Below are 19008 nucleotides of genomic sequence, written 5' to 3' on the forward strand. Positions count from 1 at the left end.
CGACCCTCAACCCGTCATGGAGCCGGCGCAGCCCTCTCCCTCTAAAAGGGGGAGGACCACGCCAACTCAGGCGGGACGGACGTGGATCAGCGCGCGGCTGCCATCAGCTTGGCCGCTTTGCCCTCAAGTTCGAGCCTGGCGTCCTGATGCGGCTTGTCCCGCGCCAGTGCGGTGATCCCCTGGACGAAGTCGAAAATCGAGGCCGGGGGCTGGCCTTCCTCATCGAGAACGGTCGCGATGATCTTCTCGGTCTCGGGCCGTGAGAAACCGCGCTGGCGCAGGAAGCCCGTACGATCTTCATCGGTGCGCGCCACGACGCGTTCGCGTGCCGCCTTGATGCCCGTGATGAACGGCATCGGCGAAGAGGTCGCGAAGGACTCCAGTGCAGGCGCCGCCTCGTGCGCGAAGCGGTTGGCGGCGAACTTGCTGTGCCGGATGCTGATTTCCTCGAACCCCTCGGCGCCCCAGATATTACGGTTCATGCAGACGGCGCGAAGATAGAAGGAGGCCATGCCGAGCGTCTTCGATCCGACCTCGCTGTTCCAACAGTAGAAGCCGCGAAAATACAGGTCAGGGTCGCCGTTTGGCAGGCGGCCAGCCTCTATCGGATGGGCGTCGTCGACCAGAAACAAGAAGACGTCACGGTCGGATGCATAGAGCGTCGTTGTGTCCTTGGTGATCTCGACGAAGGGCTTGTGCGTCATCGTCGACCAGTCGAGGACGCCCGGTACCTTCCAGCGCGTGTCGCCGGTCCCGTTGCCCGCGATCTTCATCACCGCCGCGACCAGCTCGTGATCCCAGATGCGGCCATAGTCTGGACCCGTGACCGCGCGCAGCTCGACACGGCCATCTTCGGTTTCTAGCGTCTTCATGAGCTCGGCCCGGTGGGACAGCAGTCCATGCTGCATGTTGATCCCGGCGAGCGGTCCCGGAAGTTGGCGCAGATAGCCCGATGGCGCGCCGACCAGGCTGCAGAGCTGGCCGAACGACCAATGGGTTGGCGCGATAGGCTGGTCCCGACCCGGCAGGACCAGCGCGAGGTTCTCGACATCGTCGCGGCTCGCCTCGACTCGGACCTCCCGCGTCTCCACGGTGCGTGCGGTCGCGCGCTCGGCGCGGCGCCGGACTGCGTCGTGGAGCGCCGACAGCGATAGATACCGCTCATCATCGGGACGCGAGAACCACTCGGACGAGACGCGGCCGATTCGCTCGCCGCGCGAGATGTCGACCTTGTACCCGCCGGGCTGGGCCGCGCGCGGCGCACTTGAAGCGCGCGGATCGGAAAGGATAGTCGCCATGGGAAATCTCCATGACGGGCGCCGAGAGCCTCTCTCTCAACCTAACCCGTCACGGCAATCGCCGAACTCCTCTTCCTCTCGGGGCGTTGCGGGGCCTCCCGCAGAAGGGGGCCGGCGAGACGCGGCTCGCCGGCAGGGGAAGGCTTTCCCCTCTTCGACCCACAATTTTACGCCGAAAGCACTACGCCGGCATCTGATTACGCGGTTATTACGTTAGCCCACAGCGGCTCCCGCGTAAGGCCTAGCTTGCGCCCCTTTCGGGGAAGTTTTTGTGCTAAATCAGGGGGAAGCTGGTGCTGCCGGTGAGGATTGAACTCACGACCTCAGCCTTACCAAGGATGCGCTCTACCACTGAGCTACGGCAGCAATTCCACTTTGCAGCGGAAGCGGCGTAAGAGACGGCTGAGCAGCGAATGTCAAGGAGCACATGCACAATGGCCGATACAAAAGACGAAAAGACCGAACGGCTGGCAGCGGCGCTTCGCGAAAATCTGAAGCGGCGCAAGGCGCAAGCAAGGGCGGCGGAGCCCGTATCGACCGATTTGCCGCCGCCCGACGCCATCACGCGATAGGCGCGCATTTCTCCGCCAGCCACGCGCGTTCGTCGGCGTCGAACGCGGGGCTGAGCACGGCGAGCACCTCGGCGTGATAGGCGTCGAGCCAGGCGCGCTCGGCGGTGCTGAGCAGTTCCGGGAGAATCAGGCTGCGCTCGATCGGGCAGAAGGTCAGCGTCTCGAACCCGAGGAAGGGCGCGCCGTCCGAGAAGCTGCGCTCCTCCACCAGCACGAGATTCTCGATCCGGATGCCGTATTCCCCCGCCTTGTAATAGCCCGGCTCGTTCGAGAGGATCATGCCCGCGCGGAGCGGCTCGGCCGGGCCGCCGCCCGGATAGAAGGGCTGGGCGATTCGCGCCGGGCCTTCGTGGACCGACAGATACGCGCCGACGCCGTGGCCGGTGCCATGCGCGTAATCGAGCCCGACCTGCCACAAGGGGCGGCGCGCGAAGCCGTCGAGCTGCCCGCCGGTCGTCCCCACCGGGAACACCGCGGTCGCAAGCGCGATGTGGCCCTGCAGCACGCGGGTGAAACGGTCGCGCATCTCCGCGGTCGGCGTGCCGATCGGCAGCACGCGCGTCACGTCGGTCGTGCCGTCGGCATATTGGCCACCCGAATCGACCAGATAGAGCTGCCCCAGTTCGAGCGGCGCGTTCGATTCGGGGGTCGAATGGTAATGCGGGCTCGCGCCGTGCGCGCCGGTCGCCGAGATCGTGTCGAACGACGTGTCGAGCAACACGCCGGTCGCCTCGCGGAACTGCTGGAGCTTGGCGACGCAATCGAGCTCGGTCAGCCCGCCCTTGGGCGCCTCCGCCTCGACCCAGCGCAGGAAGCGTGCGAGCGCCGCGCCGTCGCGGACCGAGGCGGCGCGGTGCCCGGCGATCTCGACCGGATTCTTGGTCGCCTTGGCGAGCAGCACGGGGTCGCGGCGCGGCAGCACGGTCGCGCCGCCGGCCTCGAGCGTGTCGAAGATCGCTGCGACCGCGCCGTTCGGGTCGGCGGCGATCGTCTTGCCGGCATGGCCGCGCAACGCCTCGGCAAAGGCGTCGCGCGGGTGGAGCCGGATCGCGTTGCCGAGATGCTGGCGGACCGCGTCGGTTAGCTTGTCGGGGGCGATGAACAGGTCGGCGGTGCCGTCCGCCGCGACGATCGCGTAAGCGAGCGCGACCGGGGTGTGCGCGACGTCGCGGCCCCGCACGTTGAGCAGCCACGCCATCGAATCGAGCGCGGTCAGCACGACGGCATCGGCGTGCTCGGCGGCGATCCAGTCCGCGACCTGCGCGCGCTTAGCGGCCGACGTCGCGCCGGCCTGCGCGTCGTCCTGCACCGTCAGCGGGGCGGGCGAGGGCAGCGGGCGATCGGGCCAGACGGCGTCGACCGGGTTGGTATCGACCGCGACCAGCTCGGCACCGCGCGCCGCCAGCTTGGCGCGCGCTTCCTCGACCCAGGCACGGGTGTGAAGCCACGGATCGTAGCCGATCCGCGCGCCGTTCGCGGCATGGTCGCCGAGCCATGCCGCGACGCTCGTCTGCGGCACCGCGACGAACTGCCAGTCGTCCGCCGAGACCTGCTCGCGTACCTGCAGCGTGTAGCGCCCGTCGGTGAAGATCGCCGCTGCCTCGGGGAGGACGACTGCATTCCCGGCGGAGCCCTGGAACCCGGTCAGCCAGGCAAGCCGCTGCGCATAGCCGCCGACATATTCGGACATATGCTCGTCGGTCAGCGGGACGACGAAGCCATCGAGCCGATCGCGGCGGAGTTGGTCGCGCAGGGCAGCGAGGCGGGCGGCGTGGGTGGACATCGGCGAGGGCTTTCCGGCTGTGCTGGGTATTGAGCAGGCGAGAATAGGCCAGCCGCGGGCAGGTTGCGAGGGGAACCTCGGGGGCGGTGGCAGGCCCGTCGTCGAGACGGTCAGCCCGGTTGGGGGATACTCTCCACCGCCGTCATGCTGAACGCGTTTCAGCATCCACCATGCTGCGGGCACGGACTGGATTTGGGCGGCGTGGACCCTGAAACGGGTCCAGGGTGACGCCGGCTTCAGAGTTCGCCGACCCGGTCGGGAATCGTCAGTACGCTGGTGGTGCCACCGCCGCTTGCGGGCAGCACGTCGAACGTGCCCTCGAGCTGCCGTGCGAGCGCAAGCGCGATCTTGAGGCCGAGGCTGGTGCTGCCCGCGACCGCGAAGCCTGCGGGCAGCCCCGCACCGTTATCGGTGATGCGCAGGATCACGCCACCCGAGCCATGGTCGAGCGCGATCCGGATCACCCCTGTCGCGCAATCGGCAAAGCCATGCTCGGTCGCATTGGCGACCGCCTCGGCAAGGATGAGCGCGAACGGGATGAGGGCATCGGGGTGCAGCACGATTCCGGGTGCGACCGCGACATCGTAGCGGATGCCGACGCGGCCGTCGGACTCGGCGAGATCGTTGACCAGCGCCTGCACGAACGCCGCGAGATCGGTATGCTTGCCGTCGATGTCGTACAATTGCCGCTGGATCCGCCCGATCAGCCCGATCCGCGCGGCGGCGTCGTCGAGCGCCCGCTTGGCCAGAGCATGGTCGACCCCGCGGCGGTGCAGCGTCAGTATCGCGCCGACCGTCTGGATGTTGTTCGAGACGCGGTGCTGGAGTTCGCGGAACAGCAGCTCGTTGCGTTCGGCCAGCCGCGCGCTGGTGTCGGCGAGCGCATGGCTGCGCTTGCGTTCGCGGCGCAGCCGGTGGTTGGCGTTCTGCATCCAGTGGACCAGCGTGATGTCCACCACCACCACCGCCACATAAAAACCAAGCGCGGTGGTCGTCCCCTGGCCGATATTGAAACTGTAAAAGGGCGGGATGAAATAATACCACGCCATCAACCCGCACAGGATCGCCGAAAGAATCCCCGGACCGCGCCCGAGCACGAAGGCGGACAGGATGACCGCGGGGAAGAAGGTGAGAAACGGGAAGCCCGGCGGAAACCACGGGTCGAGCCCGCTGCGCAAGCCGCACGCGCCGACCGACAGCGCCGCCGCCAGCGTATAGCGAACGATCGGCCGTGTCCCGAGCAGCGGGAGTTTTTCGAAGAACGTCGCGCGCCTATCGGGCATCGCGACCCGCCGCAGCACAGGAGACGGGCGATCGACTGGGCTGGCTGATGAGCAAATCCTCGAGGCACTGGGGGACGGATCGGGGTACTAGCACGATCCTGCGTCACCCCACAGGCCATGCCAGGCCGCATCGTTGCCCGATCGTAACCAAGACGTCGCCAACCCATGTCAACCGCAACCGGCTTGAGGATCGTTCGGTTCGCAGGGCTTCGACAAGCCGCACCGGCATGCTTAAGAGACGGGAATGACCCAGAGCCCATCGCCCTCCACCCTCCCGACGCCCCCCGTTGCCGAGCAGCGTCCGCACAGCTTCACCGCGCACGGCATCACGATCGAGGACCCCTATGCGTGGATCAAGGACCCGGGCTATCCCGAGGTGACCGATCCCGACGTGCTCGCCTATCTGGCGGCGGAAAACGCCTATTTCGAAAGCGTGATGGCACCGCATCGGCCGCTGGTCGACCGGCTGTACGAAGAAATGAAGGGGCGGATCAAGGAAGACGATTCGTCGGTCCCGCAGAAGGATGGCGAGTGGGTCTACTGGACCGCGTTCGAGACCGGCGGGCAGTATCGCAAATGGTGGCGGCGTCCGGTCGCGGCGGGCGACGACAAGACGAAGGACGACCTGATCCTCGACGAGCCGGTGCTGGCGGAGGGCAAGGAATATTTCCGCCTGGGCGCCTTCTCGATCAGCAATGACGGGCGGTTGCTCGCCTATGCGATCGACGACAATGGCTCGGAGCGGTTCGAGATTCGCGTCAAGGATTTGACCACCGGCGAGCATCTGCCCGACGTGATCCCGGGCATGCTGTCCGAGATCGTCTGGACCGCGGACGACAAGGGCTTCCTCTACGGCCTCGCCAACGACCAGTGGCGTACCGACAACGCCCGGCTCCACTGGCTCGGTACGCCGATCGCGGACGATATCGAGCTGTTCAAGGAAGCCGACGAAGGCTTCCGCGTGGGGGTGAGCGAGACGAGCGACCGCAAGTGGATCGTGCTGTCGAGCGGCGACCATGTCACGAGCGAAATCTATTTGCTCCCCGCGACCGACCCGCTCGCGACGCCGCTGCTGGTGTCGGCGCGCCAGGTGGGACGTGAATATGACGTCGACATGCACGGCGACACGCTGTTCATCCACACCAACGACACCGACCCCAATTTCCGGCTGTGCACAGCGCACATCTCGGCACCGGGCGAGTGGGTCGAGAAGATCGCGCCGTCGCGGCATTTCTACATGACCGGGATCGACTGTTTCCGCGACTTCTTCATCGTCGACGGGCGCGAGGACGGGCTCGATCAGATCGAGATCCATCGCTACGACGACGGGATCGCGCCGCAGCGCATCCGTTTTCCCGAAGCAAGCTACGACGCGGGGCTCGGCAACAACCCCGAATATGCGATGGACGTGCTGCGCGTCGGCTATGAATCGATGGTCACGCCGGGGACCGAGTACGACTATGACGTCGCGACCGGCGAGCTGACCACGCTCAAGGTCCAGGAAATTCCGTCGGGCTATCAGGCGGCCAAATATCGCACCGAACGCCTCAAGATCACCGCGCGCGACGGGACCGAGGTGCCGGTCTCGATCGTCTATCCCGCCGACTTCCCCAAGGACGGGTCGCGGCCATTGTTCCTTTATGCCTACGGTGCGTACGGCTATGCGATCCCGCCGGGTTTCTCGACCGGGCGGCTGTCGCTGCTCGATCGCGGTTTTGCCTATGCGATCGCGCATATTCGCGGCGGGGACGATCTCGGGCAGCAATGGTATCTCGACGGCAAGCTCGAGAAGCGCGCCAACACGTTCAACGATTTCGTCGATGTCGCGAAGGGGCTGGTCGCGGACGGCTGGACCGCGGCGGGCAAGATCGCGATCGCGGGACGTTCGGCGGGCGGCGAGTTGATGGGCGCGGTGGTCAATTCCGATCCCGAACTGTGGGGCGCGGTGATCGCGGATGTGCCGTTCGTCGACGTGCTCAACACGATGATGGATGCCGAGCTGCCGCTGACACCGGGGGAATGGCCCGAATGGGGCAATCCGATCGAGGACAAGGCGGCGTTCGAGCTGATCCGCGGCTATTCGCCGTACGATCAGGTGACCGCGCAGGCCTATCCGCCGATGTTCATCTCGGGCGGACTCAACGACCCCCGCGTGACCTATTGGGAGCCCGCGAAATGGGCGGCCAAGCTCCGCGCGACCAAGACCGACGACAATGTGCTGCTGCTCAAGACCAACATGGGCGCTGGGCATGGCGGCAAGTCGGGGCGGTTCGAATCGCTGCGTGAGGGCGCGGAGGAACATGCGTTCGTGCTGTGGCAGCTCGGCATCGAGGGGTAAGCGAGACGACCGTTGCCCGTTTTCTCGCGAAGGCGGGAATCCAGGGTAACGGGCGCGGCGCGCTTTGCTCTGGGCCCCGGCCTTCGCCGGGGAACATCGGGGCGCGAACGGATTTAAGCCGCGCATGACGATCGAATCCATCATCCAGCATTACGGCCTCATCGCCTTGTTCGCAGGCGCCGGGATTGAGGGCGAGACCGTCGTCGTCGCGGGCGGGTTGCTCGCGCACAAGGGGCTGTTCCCTTTGCCCGGCGCGATGGCGTCGGCGGCGGCGGGGTCGTTCGTCGCGGACCAGATCTTCTTCTCGCTCGGCCGCTGGTTCCGCGACAAGCCGTGGGTTCGGCGTGCGCGCGAGAAGCCGATCTTCGAGCGCGCGCTGGGAATGCTCGAACGCTATCCGATCGGCTTTATCTTCGCGTTCCGCTTCATCTACGGCTTCCGCACGATCAGCCCGATCGCGATCGGGACGACCAAGGTTTCGACCAAGCTGTTCGTCGTGATCAACCTGGTTGCGGCGATCGTCTGGGGAATTGTGTTCACCGGGATCGGCTATCTGTTCGGGCACAGTTTCGAGAAACTGATCGAGCGGTTCCTTCCGGACAAGCATGCAATCCTGATCCTCGGCGGCGTGGTCGTCGCGATCGCGGTGCTGCTCGGCCTCTGGCATTGGTGGCGCAGCCGGCGCACACAGGCGGCATGACGCGCTTCACGCTTTCGATCACCGCGACGCCCGACGACATCGACGAACTGGGCCACGTCAACAATGCGGTGTGGGTCCGCTGGATCCAGCAGATCGCGGTCGCGCATTGGGAAGCGGTCGCGCCGCCCGAGCAGCAGGCGGCCTATGTCTGGGTCGTGACCCGGCACGAGATCGATTATCGCGGCAACGTCGCGGCAGGCGAGACGGTGACCGGCGAGACGTGGGTTCCGGCGCCGCCGGCCGGCGCTCGGTTCGACCGGCATGTCCGCTTCCTCGGCGCGGACGGAAAAGTGAAGGTGCAGGCGGTGACGACCTGGGCGCTGATCGACCGCGCGACCGGGCGGTTGCTGCGGGTGCGGGACGACATCGCCGCGCCGTTTTTATCCGCCTGACGGAACCGCTTGGGGCCGCGGGGGCTTGAAGCTCCAGGTTTCAAGGATTGACGCGATGCTCGAACATCTTCCCCACTGGCTCGGTGCCGCCTTGCGCAACGTCCGCGCGGGCGCGGACAAGCTGATCATCGCGGAGCCGGTGCTCGGGCGCGATTACGCGACGATCGAGGTGACCAGCCCGGCCTTAGCGAACGAGGGCCGGATTCCGCCGCGCTTTACCGCCGACGGCGACGGCGTCTCGCCGCCGCTGACCTGGGGCGCGGTGCCGGCGGGGACGCTGAGTGTCGCGCTGGTGGTCGAGGATGCCGATTCACCGATGCCCGCGCCCTTTGTCCACGCGATCCTGTGGGGCTTGCCAGCCGACGCCGGACGCATCGACGAAGGTGCGATCGTCGCCGACGCGCATCCCGATGGCAGCGGGGTAGGGCGCAACTCCTATCTCTCGCAGGGCTGGCTCGCGCCCGATCCGCCCACCGGGCATGGCGACCATCGCTATGTCTTCCAGGTGTTCGCGCTCGATTGCGTGGCGGAGGATCTTGGCGACGGACCGGGGCGTGGTGCGGTGCTCAACGCGATCGCGGGGCATGTGATTGGCGCGGGCGTGTTGGTCGGACTGTATGCGCGGGGCGAACCTGCCGGTGTGGTGCCGGACGATGGCGCGCCGGTCATCGCCTGACGCTGCACGCGGGGTGGGAAATCGCGTTATCCCCCCCTTACCTCCCCGGCGAAGGCCGGGGCCCAGTAGTAAGACCGGCGTTGCAGTCGTGCGCGCGTCGTTACCTCGACCATCGCAACTGGGCCCCGGCCTTCGCCGGGGAAGCAGAAATAGGAACGTAGAAACAGGGTGAGGGGACGAACCCTTAACCGCTGTTGCGCAGCGCCGTCGCGATCGCGTTGATCGATAGCAGGATGCCTTCGCCGATCCGTTCGTCCGCATCGCCTGCGCGGCGGCGCTTGATCAGTTCGATCTGCAACAGGTTGAGCGGCTCGATATAGGGCAGCCGCAACCGGATCGACGTCTCGAGCGCGGGATGCGCCTCCAACAAGCGCGACTGTCCCGTCACCGTCAGCAGCCCGTCATGCGCCTGCCGCCACCCCGCCTCGATCCGCGGGAAGATCGCGTCCGCGAGGCTGCGGTCCTCGACCAGCGCGGCGTAGCGCGCGGCGATCGCCATGTCGGACTTGGCGATGACCTGCTCCATATTGGCGAGCGTCGCTGCGAAGAACGGCCAGCCCTGCGCCATGTCGCGGAGCAACCCCTTGTCCTCGAACGAGTCGAGCGCCTGCCCGACGCCATACCAGCCCGGCAGCATCACGCGTGCCTGCGCCCAGCTGAACACCCAGGGGATCGCGCGCAGATCCTCGATCCGGGCGCTCTTGGTCCGGCTCGCGGGGCGCGAGCCGATCTTGAGGCCGGAGATTTCCGCGATCGGGGTCATCTCGCGGAAGAAGGTGCGGAACCCCTCGGTGCCGTAGACGAGGCCACGATACGCCTCGAACGCGCTTGCCGAGAGCCGGTCCATCGCCTCGGCGAACCGCTGCGTGTCCGCCGCGGACAGCTGATCGGGCTCGAGGCTGGCGAGCAACGTTGCCGACGCCATCGCCTCGAGATTGGTCATCGCACTATCGCGCGTGCCATATTTGCCCGCGATCACTTCGCCCTGTTCGGTGATGCGGATTCGCCCCTGCACCGTGCCGAACGGCTGCGCGCGGATCGCCGCGAACGCCGAGCCGCCGCCGCGCCCGACTGCGCCGCCGCGTCCGTGGAACAGCTGCATGCCAACGCCCGCATCTGCGAACACGCCCTTCAGCGCGGTCGATGCCTTGGACAGGCTCCAGGTCGAGGTGAGATAGCCGCCGTCCTTGTTCGAATCGGAATAGCCGATCATCACTTCCTGATAGCCGCGCGTCGCGGTGACGCCGCGGACCTCTGGAAGCGAGAACCACTCGCCCATGATCTCGGGCGCGGCTTCCAGATCGCCGATCGTCTCGAACAACGGCACCGCCATGATTGCGGCGGTCGGGGTCTCCCCGTGCGGGCGATACAGGCCGACTTCCTTCAGCAGCACGTTGAGCTCGAGCAGGTCCGACACCGATTGCGCCATCGACACGATATGCTGGACGATGCACGCCGGCCCATAAGTCGCGTGCGCGGTGGCGGCGGCGCGCAGGATCGCGAGTTCGGATTGCGTCTCGTCCGAATAGTCGGCGAACGCGCTCCCCAGCGGTCGCGCGTTCGACAGTTCGTGGCGGAGCAGCGACACGCGCTGCGATTCGCCAAGCGCGAGATAATCGTCCTCGACTCCTGCGACCTTGAGCAGTTCGGCCACGACGCGTTCCAGCACCGCGCTGTTCTGCCGCAAATCGAGCGTTGCGAGGTGGAAACCGAACGTCTCGACCGCGCGGATTAGCCGCCCGAGCGCGCCACCCGACGACAAGGCCCCGCCGCCGCCCGCGGCAAGCGCGCGCGCGATGACGACGAGATCGGCGCGGAACGCCTGCGGATCGGCGTAGCGGTCGCCCTTGAGGGGGCCGGGACGCGGCGCGGGCTTGCCCGTCAGCGCGAGATGCGTCGCGGCGAGTCGGGCGTAGATGCCGGAGAGCGCGCGGCGATACGGTTCGTCGCTGCGGCTCTCCGCGCCGTCGCCGCTCGCATCAGCAAGCGCGACGACCGCGGTATCGGCGGGGGTGAGATCGGTCGAGATCGACAGCTCTGCGCCAAGCGCATGAACCGCGTCGAGATAATAGACGAGCACCGCCTCGCTCGCCTTGCCGAGCGCGGCGCGCAGGCTGTCGGCGGTGACGAACGGATTGCCGTCGCGGTCCCCGCCGATCCAGCTCCCGGGCTTGAGGAAACCGGGGGTGCGTTCGCCGAGCGCGCGGTCCCAGCGCTGGTACAGCGCAGGCAGGGCGGGGAGGAAGACGTCGCGCAGGTAGCTGAGCGCGGTCTCGACCTCGTCGGTAACGTAGAGCCGCTCGCGCCGGAGCACGCGCGTCTGCCACAGAAGCGCGATCTGGCGGAGGATCGCTTCCTCGATATCGTCGCCCTCGGGCGTCGCGGTCGCGCCGCCGTCGCGCAGCAGCATCAGCGCAGCGATGCGGTTGCGATGGTCGATCATCGACTTGCGCCGCACTTCGGTCGGGTGCGCAGTCAGCACCGGGGCGAGCAGCGCGTTCTGGAGCAAGGCGATCGCCTGCGGCTTGTCGATCCCTTCCTGGGCGAGCCGGTCGAGCGCCGAGGCGAGATCCGCGCCGCCGTCCGCGGTCACGCCCTGCCTGTCCTCCGCAAGGTTGGCGAGCATCGAGAACAGCATGAACCCGCGGACGAAATCGAGCGTCTCGTCGAGATCGAGCCGGTCGAGCTCGAGGTCGACCCCGTCCTGCTCGCCCGCGCCGCGGTGTCGTTCGACCGAGGCGGTGCGGATCGCTTCGGTCCGTTCATACAGGGCATCGCCGCCATAGGCGCGGATCACGTCGCCGAGCAATTTGCCCAGGAAGCGGATGTCGGGATTGTTGGTAATCGAGGGGAGGTCGGCCATGTGCGGATGCTGCAACGCAACACCCGCGCGGTCAACCGTCACTGGACCGTCGTCGCAGGCGGAATCGTCTTTGGCGTCGGGGTCGCGGCGGCGGCGGCGCGCGCGGCGTCCTGTTCCTTGTTGGTCACCATCTTGTCGCCATTCGCGTCGGCCTTGTCGAATCGCGCCAGCCCGTGCGCGATAAATTCGTCATGACTGATCGCGCCGTCCTGATCGACATCAGCGCCCGCGATCCGGTCCGCCCGGGTGTTGCCGAGCTCGACGCGGGTCAGCCGCCGGTCGCCATCGACGTCGCGGTCGGCGAAGCGCTTTTCGAGCCAGGCGCGGACTTCCTCGCGCTTCACCAGCGTCGGCGGGACGAATTCGGCGAGCGCGTCGTCGCTTGGTGTCGAGCGGTTGCACCCCGTCGTCGTCAGTAGAAGCGTGGCCAGGCTTGTCATCAACATACGCTGCATCGTCGTCTCCCGTACCGAGGGGCTCGGCGAATATGCGATGCCCGTCAAGCTTCGAGCTCAACGTCCCAATAGAGCCAGTCGTGCCACGTATCGTGCAGGAAATTCGGCGGATAGCGCCGGCCATGTTCCTGCAGCTGCCAGCTCGTCGGCCGGATCGCGTCGATATGGAGCGGCATGCCCGCCTGTTTGGGCGTCCGCCCGCCCTTCTTGAGGTTGCACGGCGAACAGGCGGTCGCGACATTCTCCCACGTCGTCCGTCCGCCCTGCGCGCGCGGGACGATGTGGTCGAAGGTCAGTTCGTGGCCCGCACCGCAATATTGGCAGGTGAACTTGTCGCGCAGGAACAGGTTGAATCGCGTGAAGGCGGGGAAGGCGCTCGGCCGGACATATTGTTTGAGCGCGATCACCGAAGGCAGCTTGATGCGTTGGGTGGGGCTGCGCACCTCGCGCTCATATTCCGCGACGATGTCGACCCGGTCGAGGAACACCGCCTTGATCGCGGTCTGCCACGGCCAGACCGAAAGCGGATAATAGCTGAGCGGGGTGTAATCCGCGTTGAGCACGAGCGCGGGACAGCCATCGGGGTGGCGGATGAGATCGGGATGGTACATGCGAGCCCCCCTATTCCTCAGTCGAGTGGCACTTCCTGCGCGGCTTCTTGCCGTTTAGGATGACGCTGTGATGACAGCGACGCCTTTCGTTAACAAGTTCAGCACAGCGCCCGACTCGCGGTCAAGGGGGAGCGTGCCGATTTGCAACCAAGGATCGACCCCGACGCAGCGGTTTGGGCCCCGAACATGAGCGCGCCGACGACCAGTCGCTTCGCCCCCAGCCCGACCGGGCGGCTGCATCTCGGCCACGCTTTTTCCGCGATCCAGGCGCACGATCGGGCGCGCTCCGCGGGCGGGCGGTTCCTGCTGCGGATCGAGGATATCGACGGCACGCGTAGCCGGCCCGAGCATGTCGACGCGATCCTCGCCGACCTGCGCTGGCTCGGGGTGGAATGGGATGGGCCGGTGCTGTTCCAGTCGGCGCGGCTCGACGTCTATGCCGGTGCGCTCGAACGGTTGCGCGGGATGGCACTACTCTACCCGTGCTTCTGCACCCGCGCCGAAATCGCCGCGAGCCTGTCCGCGCCGCATGGCCTGGATACGGTCTATCCCGGAATGTGCCGCCACCTCGACCCCGCCGATCGCGCGGCGCGGATCGACGCGGGCGTCGCGCATGCGTGGCGGATCGACATGATGGCGGCAGCGGAACGTGCCGGGCCGCTCGAATGGACCGACGAAATCGCGGGCAACGTGGTCGCGCACCCCGAGCGGCACGGCGATGTCGTCCTCGCGCGCAAGGATGCCCCCGCGAGCTATCATCTCGCGGTGACGGTGGACGATGCGGCGCAGGGCGTGACGCATGTGGTGCGCGGGGTCGATCTGTTCGCGGCGACCGACGTGCACCGGTTGCTGCAGGCGCTGCTCGGGCTGCCGACTCCGGTCTATCGGCATCACGAATTGCTGACCGACGCGGACGGCGCGCGACTCGCCAAGCGCAACGATTCGCCGACGCTCGAACGCTTGCGCCTGCGCGGCGACGACGGGCGCGCGCTGGCGGCGCTGTTGCGCGCGGGGCGGCTGCCCTCGGACATTCTGACCACTGGCTTTCTGGCGGCAAGCGCCTAAGTTGAAGGCATGAGCACTTTCCTGACAATCCTGCTGATTGCGGCGATGATCGCCACGGTCGTCGTCCTGGTCCGCGGACTGGTCGTTTTCCTGCTCGGCGCGAGCCAGCAGGCGCGCGACGGGACGGGGAGTGCGGACGGGGTCAGCCCGTCGGCGGTCAAGTCGAACAAGATGATGCAATATCGCATCATGTTCCAGGCGGTGGCGATCTTCCTGGTCGTGCTGCTGATGTGGCTCGCGGGCAAGAGCTGAGCCTGCCATATAACCGCCGGTCCGGGGCAGGACCGGACCTGGGGACGAAACGTGGTCAAGCTCAATCGTATCTACACGCGCACCGGCGACGATGGCTCGACCGGGCTGGTCGATGGCTCGCGCGTCGCCAAGGATGACGCGCGGATGGCCGCGATCGGCGATGTCGACGAGTCGAACAGTTTGATCGGTGTCGCCGCAGTGGCGTTGAAGGACGCCGGCGTGTCGGTGTTCTGGCTCGTCGCGTTGCTCGAACGCGTTCAGAACGACCTGTTCGATCTCGGCGCGGATCTCGCGACTCCGGGCGAGGATTTCGCGCCGTCGGACATGGTGCTGCGGATCGTCGCCGCGCAGGTCGAGCGGCTCGAAACCGAAATCGACCGGATGAACGCCGACCTCGCGCCGCTGACGAGCTTCATCCTCCCCGGCGGAACGCGCGGTGCGGCAGCGTTGCACGTCGCGCGCGCGACCGTCCGGCGGGCGGAGCGGACCGCGGTCGGCGCGGCGCGGCACGTCGCGCTCAATCCGCTGGCGCTCGCCTATCTCAACAGATTGTCTGATTATCTGTTCGTTGCCGCGCGGGTGGTGAACCAAAATGCCGGTGGCGACGTTTTGTGGCGACCGGGTGCAACCCGCTGATACGGTTCAGCGGGGGATAGCCCCGAAGATCTCCCCCCGGTGGGGCAGAAGACTTCCGGAACGGACGAGGCGATGGCGACACGGACTGCCCCCAGGACTGACGCCTCCGCGCTCGCTGCGCGTTTCCAGGCGGTGCGCGACCTGACCGTCGCGCTGGTCGCGCCGCTGTCGGACGCGGATGCGACCGCGCAGTCGATGGACGACGCGTCGCCCGCCAAATGGCATCTGGCGCACACCAGCTGGTTCCTCGAAACCTTCATCCTGCGTGATTTCGTTAGCGGTTACCGGCTGTACGACGAACGCTTCCCGTTCCTGTTCAACAGCTATTACGAGGCCGAGGGGCAGCGCCACGCGCGCAACCGGCGCGGGATGGTGACCCGTCCGGCGCTCGATGAAGTGCTGGCCTATCGCGCGCACGTCGATGCGGAGGTGCTCGCGGCGCTTCCCGACCTGCCCGAGGCGGCGCAGGAGCTGATTGCGCTGGGGTGCCATCATGAGGAGCAGCATCAGGAGCTGCTCGTCACCGACATCCTGCACCTGATGGCGCAAAATCCGGTCGAGCCCGCGATCTGGCCCGCCGCGCGCAAGGTGCCGGTGGAAATGCCGCGCCCGGCGGGCTGGATCGAGCAGGCCGCCGGGATCGTCGAAATCGGCCATGACGGCGATGGGTTCTCGTTCGATTGTGAGGGGCCGCGCCACCAGGCGTTGCTCAGCGCGCATGCGATCGCGGATCGCACCGTGACCAACGGCGAATGGGCAGCCTTCATCGCGGATGGCGGATATACCGAGCCTCGCCACTGGCTGTCCGACGGCTGGGCGTGGGTGAAGCGCGAGCGGATCGTCGCGCCGTTGTATTGGGAGCAGCGCGACGGAGCGTGGACTCGCTTCGGGCTCGACGGGCGCCGCGCGATCGATCCGGCGGCACCCGTGACTCACGTCAGCTTCTTCGAGGCGGATGCCTATGCGAGCTGGGCGGGTGCGCGGCTGCCGACCGAGGCGGAGTGGGAAGCGGCGGCGGCCGACCACGATCCGCTTGGCGGCAACCAGCTCGACACCGCCGGTGCGGTCGAGCCGCGGCCATCGACGGGCGGCCCGGCCTTCTTCGGCGACGTGTGGGAATGGACCGGGAGCGCCTATCGCCCATACCCGGGCTTTCGCGCGGTCGAGGGTGCGGTCGGCGAGTATAATGGCAAGTTCATGAGCGGGCAGTGTGTCCTGCGCGGCGGATCCTGCGCGACCCCGCGCGGCCATGCGCGCGCCTCGTACCGCAACTTCTTCTATCCCCATCAACGCTGGCAGTTCACCGGCGTCCGGCTCGCCAAGGATCTGTAATGCTGAAACCCGAAATCGAGGACGGGCAGGCGAGCCTCGCCGACCCCGCGTTCCGCAACGATGTTCTGCGTGGCTTTGGCTTGCGTCCGCGCGCGATCCCGGCGCGTTGGTTCTACGACCGGCGCGGGTCGGAGCTGTTCGAGAAGATCACCGATCTGCCCGAATATTATCCGACGCGGACCGAGACCGCGATCCTGCGCGCGTGCTGCGGCGACGTCGCGCGGATCGCGGGCAAGGGCCGCGCGGTGGTCGAGTTCGGCTCGGGCTCGTCGACCAAGACGCCGATCCTGCTCGAAGCGGTCGACCCGGCGGCGTACGTGCCGATCGATATCTCGGGCGATTTCCTGCGCGAATCCTCGGCGGTGCTGGCGAATGCCTTCCCCGGCCTGTCCGTGCTCCCGGTCGAGGCGGATTTCATGCACCCGATTTCGCTCCCCGCGCAGGTTGCCGACACGCCCAAGCTCGGCTTCTTCCCGGGCTCGACGATCGGCAACATGATCCCACATTCCAGCACCGACCTGTTGCGCGCGATGAAGGAGTCACTTGGGGAAGGCGCGATGCTGTTGATCGGGATGGACCGGATCAAGGACCAGGCGACGCTGGAAGCCGCTTATGACGATGCGCAGGGGGTGACCGCGGCGTTCAACCTCAACCTGCTCGAACGGATCAACCGCGAGCTGGGCGCAACGATCCCGCTCGACGCCTTCCGTCATCGCGCGATCTGGAACGACGATCGCGCGCGGATCGAGATGCATCTCGAAGCGACCCGCGACGTGACCTTCACGGTCGAGGGCCGGCCGTTCGAGATGGCGGCGGGCGAGACGATCCACACCGAGAACAGCCACAAGTTCGGGCCACGCGACGCACGCATCCTGCTGCGCGCGGGCGGGTGGACTCCGGTCGGCGAATGGACCGACCCCGAGGGCCGGTTCGCGGTGTTGCTCGCGGAGGCACAGCCCGCCCGCCTCGCGCCGTGACACCGCTGCATCCGGTCGCGGCGACCGGGTTCGATCGGGCGGCAGGCGTCTATGCGGCAAGCCGCCCGGGCTATCCCGATGCGATCGTGGACTGGATGCGCAATCGGCTGGGGATCGTTCCGGGCCGGACGGTGCTGGAGATTGGGGCAGGGACGGGCAAGTTCACGGAATCGCTCGTCAGGACCGGGGCGGATATCCTCGCGCTTGAGCCGATCGCGGCCATGCTCGACCACCTCGTTGCCGACTTTCCTGAGGTGCGGCCGCTGGTCGGGCAGGCGGAGGCAATCCCGCTGCCTGACGGAAGCATCGACTCGGTGGTCTGCGCGACCGCCTTCCACTGGTTCGCGACTCCCGCGGTGATGGCGGAAATTCGGCGCGTACTGAAGGTTGGCGGGACGCTCGGGCTGGTGTGGAACTTGCGAGACGAATCGGTCGGCTGGGTCGAGCAGCTATCCGTGCTGACCAATGCGCATCAGGGCACCGCCCTGCGCGAACGGGCCGATGCGTGGCGCGACGTCTTTCCGGCTGACGGCTTCTCACCGCTCGAGGAAAGCGAATGGCCGTATGCGCACCATGGTGCGGTGGAGGATGTCGTGGTCGGGCGCACGCTGTCGACCAGCTTCATCGCCACCTTGCCCGCGGCGGCGCGCGCGGACGTCGTCACGCAGGTCCGCGCCCTGATTGCCGCGACGCCCGCGCTTGAGCATGATCCGGTCGCTTTTCCCTATGTCACCAAGGGCTATGATTGCCGCCGCATCGCCTGATCCCTAAGGCTGCGGCAAAACGCAGCAAAGGACAGGATATGCAGACGGTAGGTGTCATCGGCGCGGGCCAGATGGGCGCGGGGATCGCACAGGTTGCGGCGCAGGCGGGGTTCCACGTGCTGCTCAGCGACGTGTCGAAGGACCGTGCGGACGCAGGCAAGGCGGGGATCGCCAAGGCGCTCGACCGTCTCGTCACCAAGGAGAAGATGACTGCAGAGGCGTGCGATGCGGCGCTTGGCCTGATCGAGCCGGTCGAGGGATTGTCCGCGATGGTGCCCGCGTTCCTCGTGATCGAGGCGGCGACCGAGCGCGAGGAGATCAAGCGCGCGATCTTCGCCGAGGTCGGCAAGGTGCTCGCCTCGGACGCGATCCTCGCCTCGAACACCTCGTCGATCCCGATCACGCGGCTGGCGCAGGCATCGCCCGATCCGGCGCGGTTCATGGGGGTGCATTTCTTCAACCCCGTGCCCGTGATGGGGCTGATCGAGCTGATCCGCGGCCTCGCGACGTCCGACGCGACGGTGGCGGCGGTCGAGGCGTTCGGGCGCAAGCTCGGCAAGGAGATCGTCCACGCCAATGATGCGCCGGGGTTCATCGTCAACCGGGTGCTGATGCCGATGCTCAACGAAGCGTGCTTCGCCTTGGGCGAGGGCGTAGCGACGGTGCGCGATATCGACGTCGCGTGCCAGCTCGGGCTCAACCATCCGATGGGGCCGCTGACGCTCGCCGATTTCATCGGGCTCGATACGTGTCTCGAGATCACGCGCGTGCTGTTCGAGGGGACGGGCGATCCCAAGTTCCGGCCCGCGCCGCTGCTGGTGAAGTACGTCGAGGCGGGCTGGTTCGGGCGCAAGACCAAGCGTGGGTTCTATGATTATTCGGGCGCGGAGCCCGTGCCGACGCGGTAACGGTCGTGGGCTCCGGCGCAGGCCGGAGCCCAGGGTTACCGAGCGCGGCGTTCGTAACCCTTGGGTTCCCGCTCTCGCGGGAAAACGCCCGGAGGGGCAGGGA

At 67.2% G+C, this 19008-nt stretch carries 18 protein-coding genes and 1 tRNA gene; 12 read left to right on the top strand and 7 right to left on the bottom strand.

What is annotated here, in order from left to right:
• Window positions 1–86 precede the first annotated feature (86 nt).
• Together RH91_RS07315 and RH91_RS07320 are read right to left on the bottom strand one after the other, a co-directional pair.
• Entirely contained in the window at window positions 87–1298 is a 1212-nt protein-coding gene (locus RH91_RS07315; RefSeq protein ID WP_010161992.1) for a hypothetical protein, read from the bottom strand.
• A gap of 291 nt (window positions 1299–1589) precedes the next feature.
• Window positions 1590–1664 (bottom strand) — tRNA-Thr (locus RH91_RS07320).
• 68 nt (window positions 1665–1732) lie between these two features.
• Between RH91_RS07320 and RH91_RS22820 the strand changes: the two genes are divergently transcribed.
• Window positions 1733–1870 carry a hypothetical protein gene (locus RH91_RS22820; protein WP_198283304.1) on the top strand — a complete coding sequence of 46 codons (138 nt, stop codon included), beginning with the start codon at window positions 1733–1735 and terminating at the stop codon, window positions 1868–1870.
• Here RH91_RS22820 and RH91_RS07325 read toward each other — a convergent pair.
• On the bottom strand, window positions 1860–3653 hold the full coding sequence (locus RH91_RS07325) for an aminopeptidase P family protein (protein WP_010161993.1): 1794 nt from the start codon (window positions 3651–3653) through the stop codon (window positions 1860–1862). The genes RH91_RS22820 and RH91_RS07325 overlap by 11 nt on opposite strands.
• A 236-nt stretch (window positions 3654–3889) precedes the next feature.
• On the bottom strand, window positions 3890–4936 hold the full coding sequence (locus RH91_RS07330; protein ID WP_029623688.1) for a sensor histidine kinase: 1047 nt from the start codon (window positions 4934–4936) through the stop codon (window positions 3890–3892).
• A gap of 244 nt (window positions 4937–5180) precedes the next feature.
• On the opposite strand from RH91_RS07330, the gene RH91_RS07335 reads away from it, so the two are divergent.
• The 4 genes from RH91_RS07335 to RH91_RS07350 all read left to right on the top strand — a co-directional run bounded on the left by RH91_RS07335 (window position 5181) and on the right by RH91_RS07350 (window position 9042).
• The gene (locus RH91_RS07335; protein ID WP_010161995.1) at window positions 5181–7274 is read left to right on the top strand and encodes a S9 family peptidase; all 2094 of its coding nucleotides are present in this window, start codon (window positions 5181–5183) and stop codon (window positions 7272–7274) included.
• A 124-nt stretch (window positions 7275–7398) separates the two neighbouring features.
• Window positions 7399–7974, top strand: coding sequence for a DedA family protein (locus RH91_RS07340; RefSeq protein ID WP_010161996.1), 576 nt, complete (start codon window positions 7399–7401; stop codon window positions 7972–7974).
• Window positions 7971–8366 (top strand): acyl-CoA thioesterase, encoded by a 396-nt coding sequence (locus RH91_RS07345; RefSeq protein WP_198283241.1) that lies wholly within the window; start codon window positions 7971–7973, stop codon window positions 8364–8366. Before RH91_RS07340 ends, RH91_RS07345 begins: the two co-directional genes overlap by 4 nt.
• 55 nt (window positions 8367–8421) lie before the next feature.
• On the top strand, window positions 8422–9042 hold the full coding sequence (locus RH91_RS07350) for a YbhB/YbcL family Raf kinase inhibitor-like protein (protein WP_010161998.1): 621 nt from the start codon (window positions 8422–8424) through the stop codon (window positions 9040–9042).
• Between the two features lie 184 nt (window positions 9043–9226).
• On the opposite strand, the gene ppc is transcribed toward RH91_RS07350, so the two are convergent.
• Genes ppc through RH91_RS07365 form a run of 3 tightly spaced genes read right to left on the bottom strand, consistent with a single transcriptional unit; the run spans window position 9227 to window position 12971 of the window.
• Window positions 9227–11905, bottom strand: coding sequence for a phosphoenolpyruvate carboxylase (ppc, locus tag RH91_RS07355; protein WP_029623690.1), 2679 nt, complete (start codon window positions 11903–11905; stop codon window positions 9227–9229).
• A gap of 38 nt (window positions 11906–11943) precedes the next feature.
• Window positions 11944–12360: a calcium-binding protein gene (locus RH91_RS07360; protein ID WP_232283434.1), complete on the bottom strand. Its 417-nt coding sequence runs from the start codon at window positions 12358–12360 to the stop codon at window positions 11944–11946.
• A gap of 44 nt (window positions 12361–12404) precedes the next feature.
• The gene (locus RH91_RS07365) at window positions 12405–12971 is read right to left on the bottom strand and encodes an HNH endonuclease (protein ID WP_010162002.1); all 567 of its coding nucleotides are present in this window, start codon (window positions 12969–12971) and stop codon (window positions 12405–12407) included.
• 186 nt (window positions 12972–13157) lie between these two features.
• Here RH91_RS07365 and gluQRS point away from each other — a divergent pair, with 186 nt between their 5' ends.
• The 7 genes from gluQRS (at window position 13158) to RH91_RS07400 (ending at window position 18905) form a co-directional block, all read left to right on the top strand.
• Window positions 13158–14036: a tRNA glutamyl-Q(34) synthetase GluQRS gene (gluQRS, locus tag RH91_RS07370; protein ID WP_010162003.1), complete on the top strand. Its 879-nt coding sequence runs from the start codon at window positions 13158–13160 to the stop codon at window positions 14034–14036.
• Between the two features lie 9 nt (window positions 14037–14045).
• The gene (locus RH91_RS07375) at window positions 14046–14288 is read left to right on the top strand and encodes a twin transmembrane helix small protein (RefSeq protein WP_010162004.1); all 243 of its coding nucleotides are present in this window, start codon (window positions 14046–14048) and stop codon (window positions 14286–14288) included.
• Between the two features lie 51 nt (window positions 14289–14339).
• A complete protein-coding gene (locus RH91_RS07380; RefSeq protein WP_010162006.1) occupies window positions 14340–14924 on the top strand; it encodes a cob(I)yrinic acid a,c-diamide adenosyltransferase in 585 nt (194 codons plus the stop codon).
• Between the two features lie 72 nt (window positions 14925–14996).
• Window positions 14997–16256, top strand: a complete 1260-nt coding sequence (gene egtB / locus RH91_RS07385) for an ergothioneine biosynthesis protein EgtB (protein WP_081469575.1) — start codon at window positions 14997–14999, stop codon at window positions 16254–16256.
• Entirely contained in the window at window positions 16256–17233 is a 978-nt protein-coding gene (egtD, locus tag RH91_RS07390; protein WP_010162008.1) for an L-histidine N(alpha)-methyltransferase, read from the top strand. The genes egtB and egtD overlap by 1 nt, the downstream gene beginning before the upstream one ends.
• Window positions 17230–17997, top strand: coding sequence for a class I SAM-dependent methyltransferase (locus RH91_RS07395; RefSeq protein WP_010162009.1), 768 nt, complete (start codon window positions 17230–17232; stop codon window positions 17995–17997). The genes egtD and RH91_RS07395 overlap by 4 nt, the downstream gene beginning before the upstream one ends.
• A 38-nt stretch (window positions 17998–18035) precedes the next feature.
• A complete protein-coding gene (locus tag RH91_RS07400; RefSeq protein ID WP_010162010.1) occupies window positions 18036–18905 on the top strand; it encodes a 3-hydroxyacyl-CoA dehydrogenase NAD-binding domain-containing protein in 870 nt (289 codons plus the stop codon).
• The last annotated feature ends 103 nt before the right edge of the window (window positions 18906–19008 follow it).

Source organism: Sphingomonas sp. PAMC 26617, assembly GCF_000242835.1.
In the GTDB taxonomy this organism is placed as follows: domain Bacteria; phylum Pseudomonadota; class Alphaproteobacteria; order Sphingomonadales; family Sphingomonadaceae; genus Sphingomonas.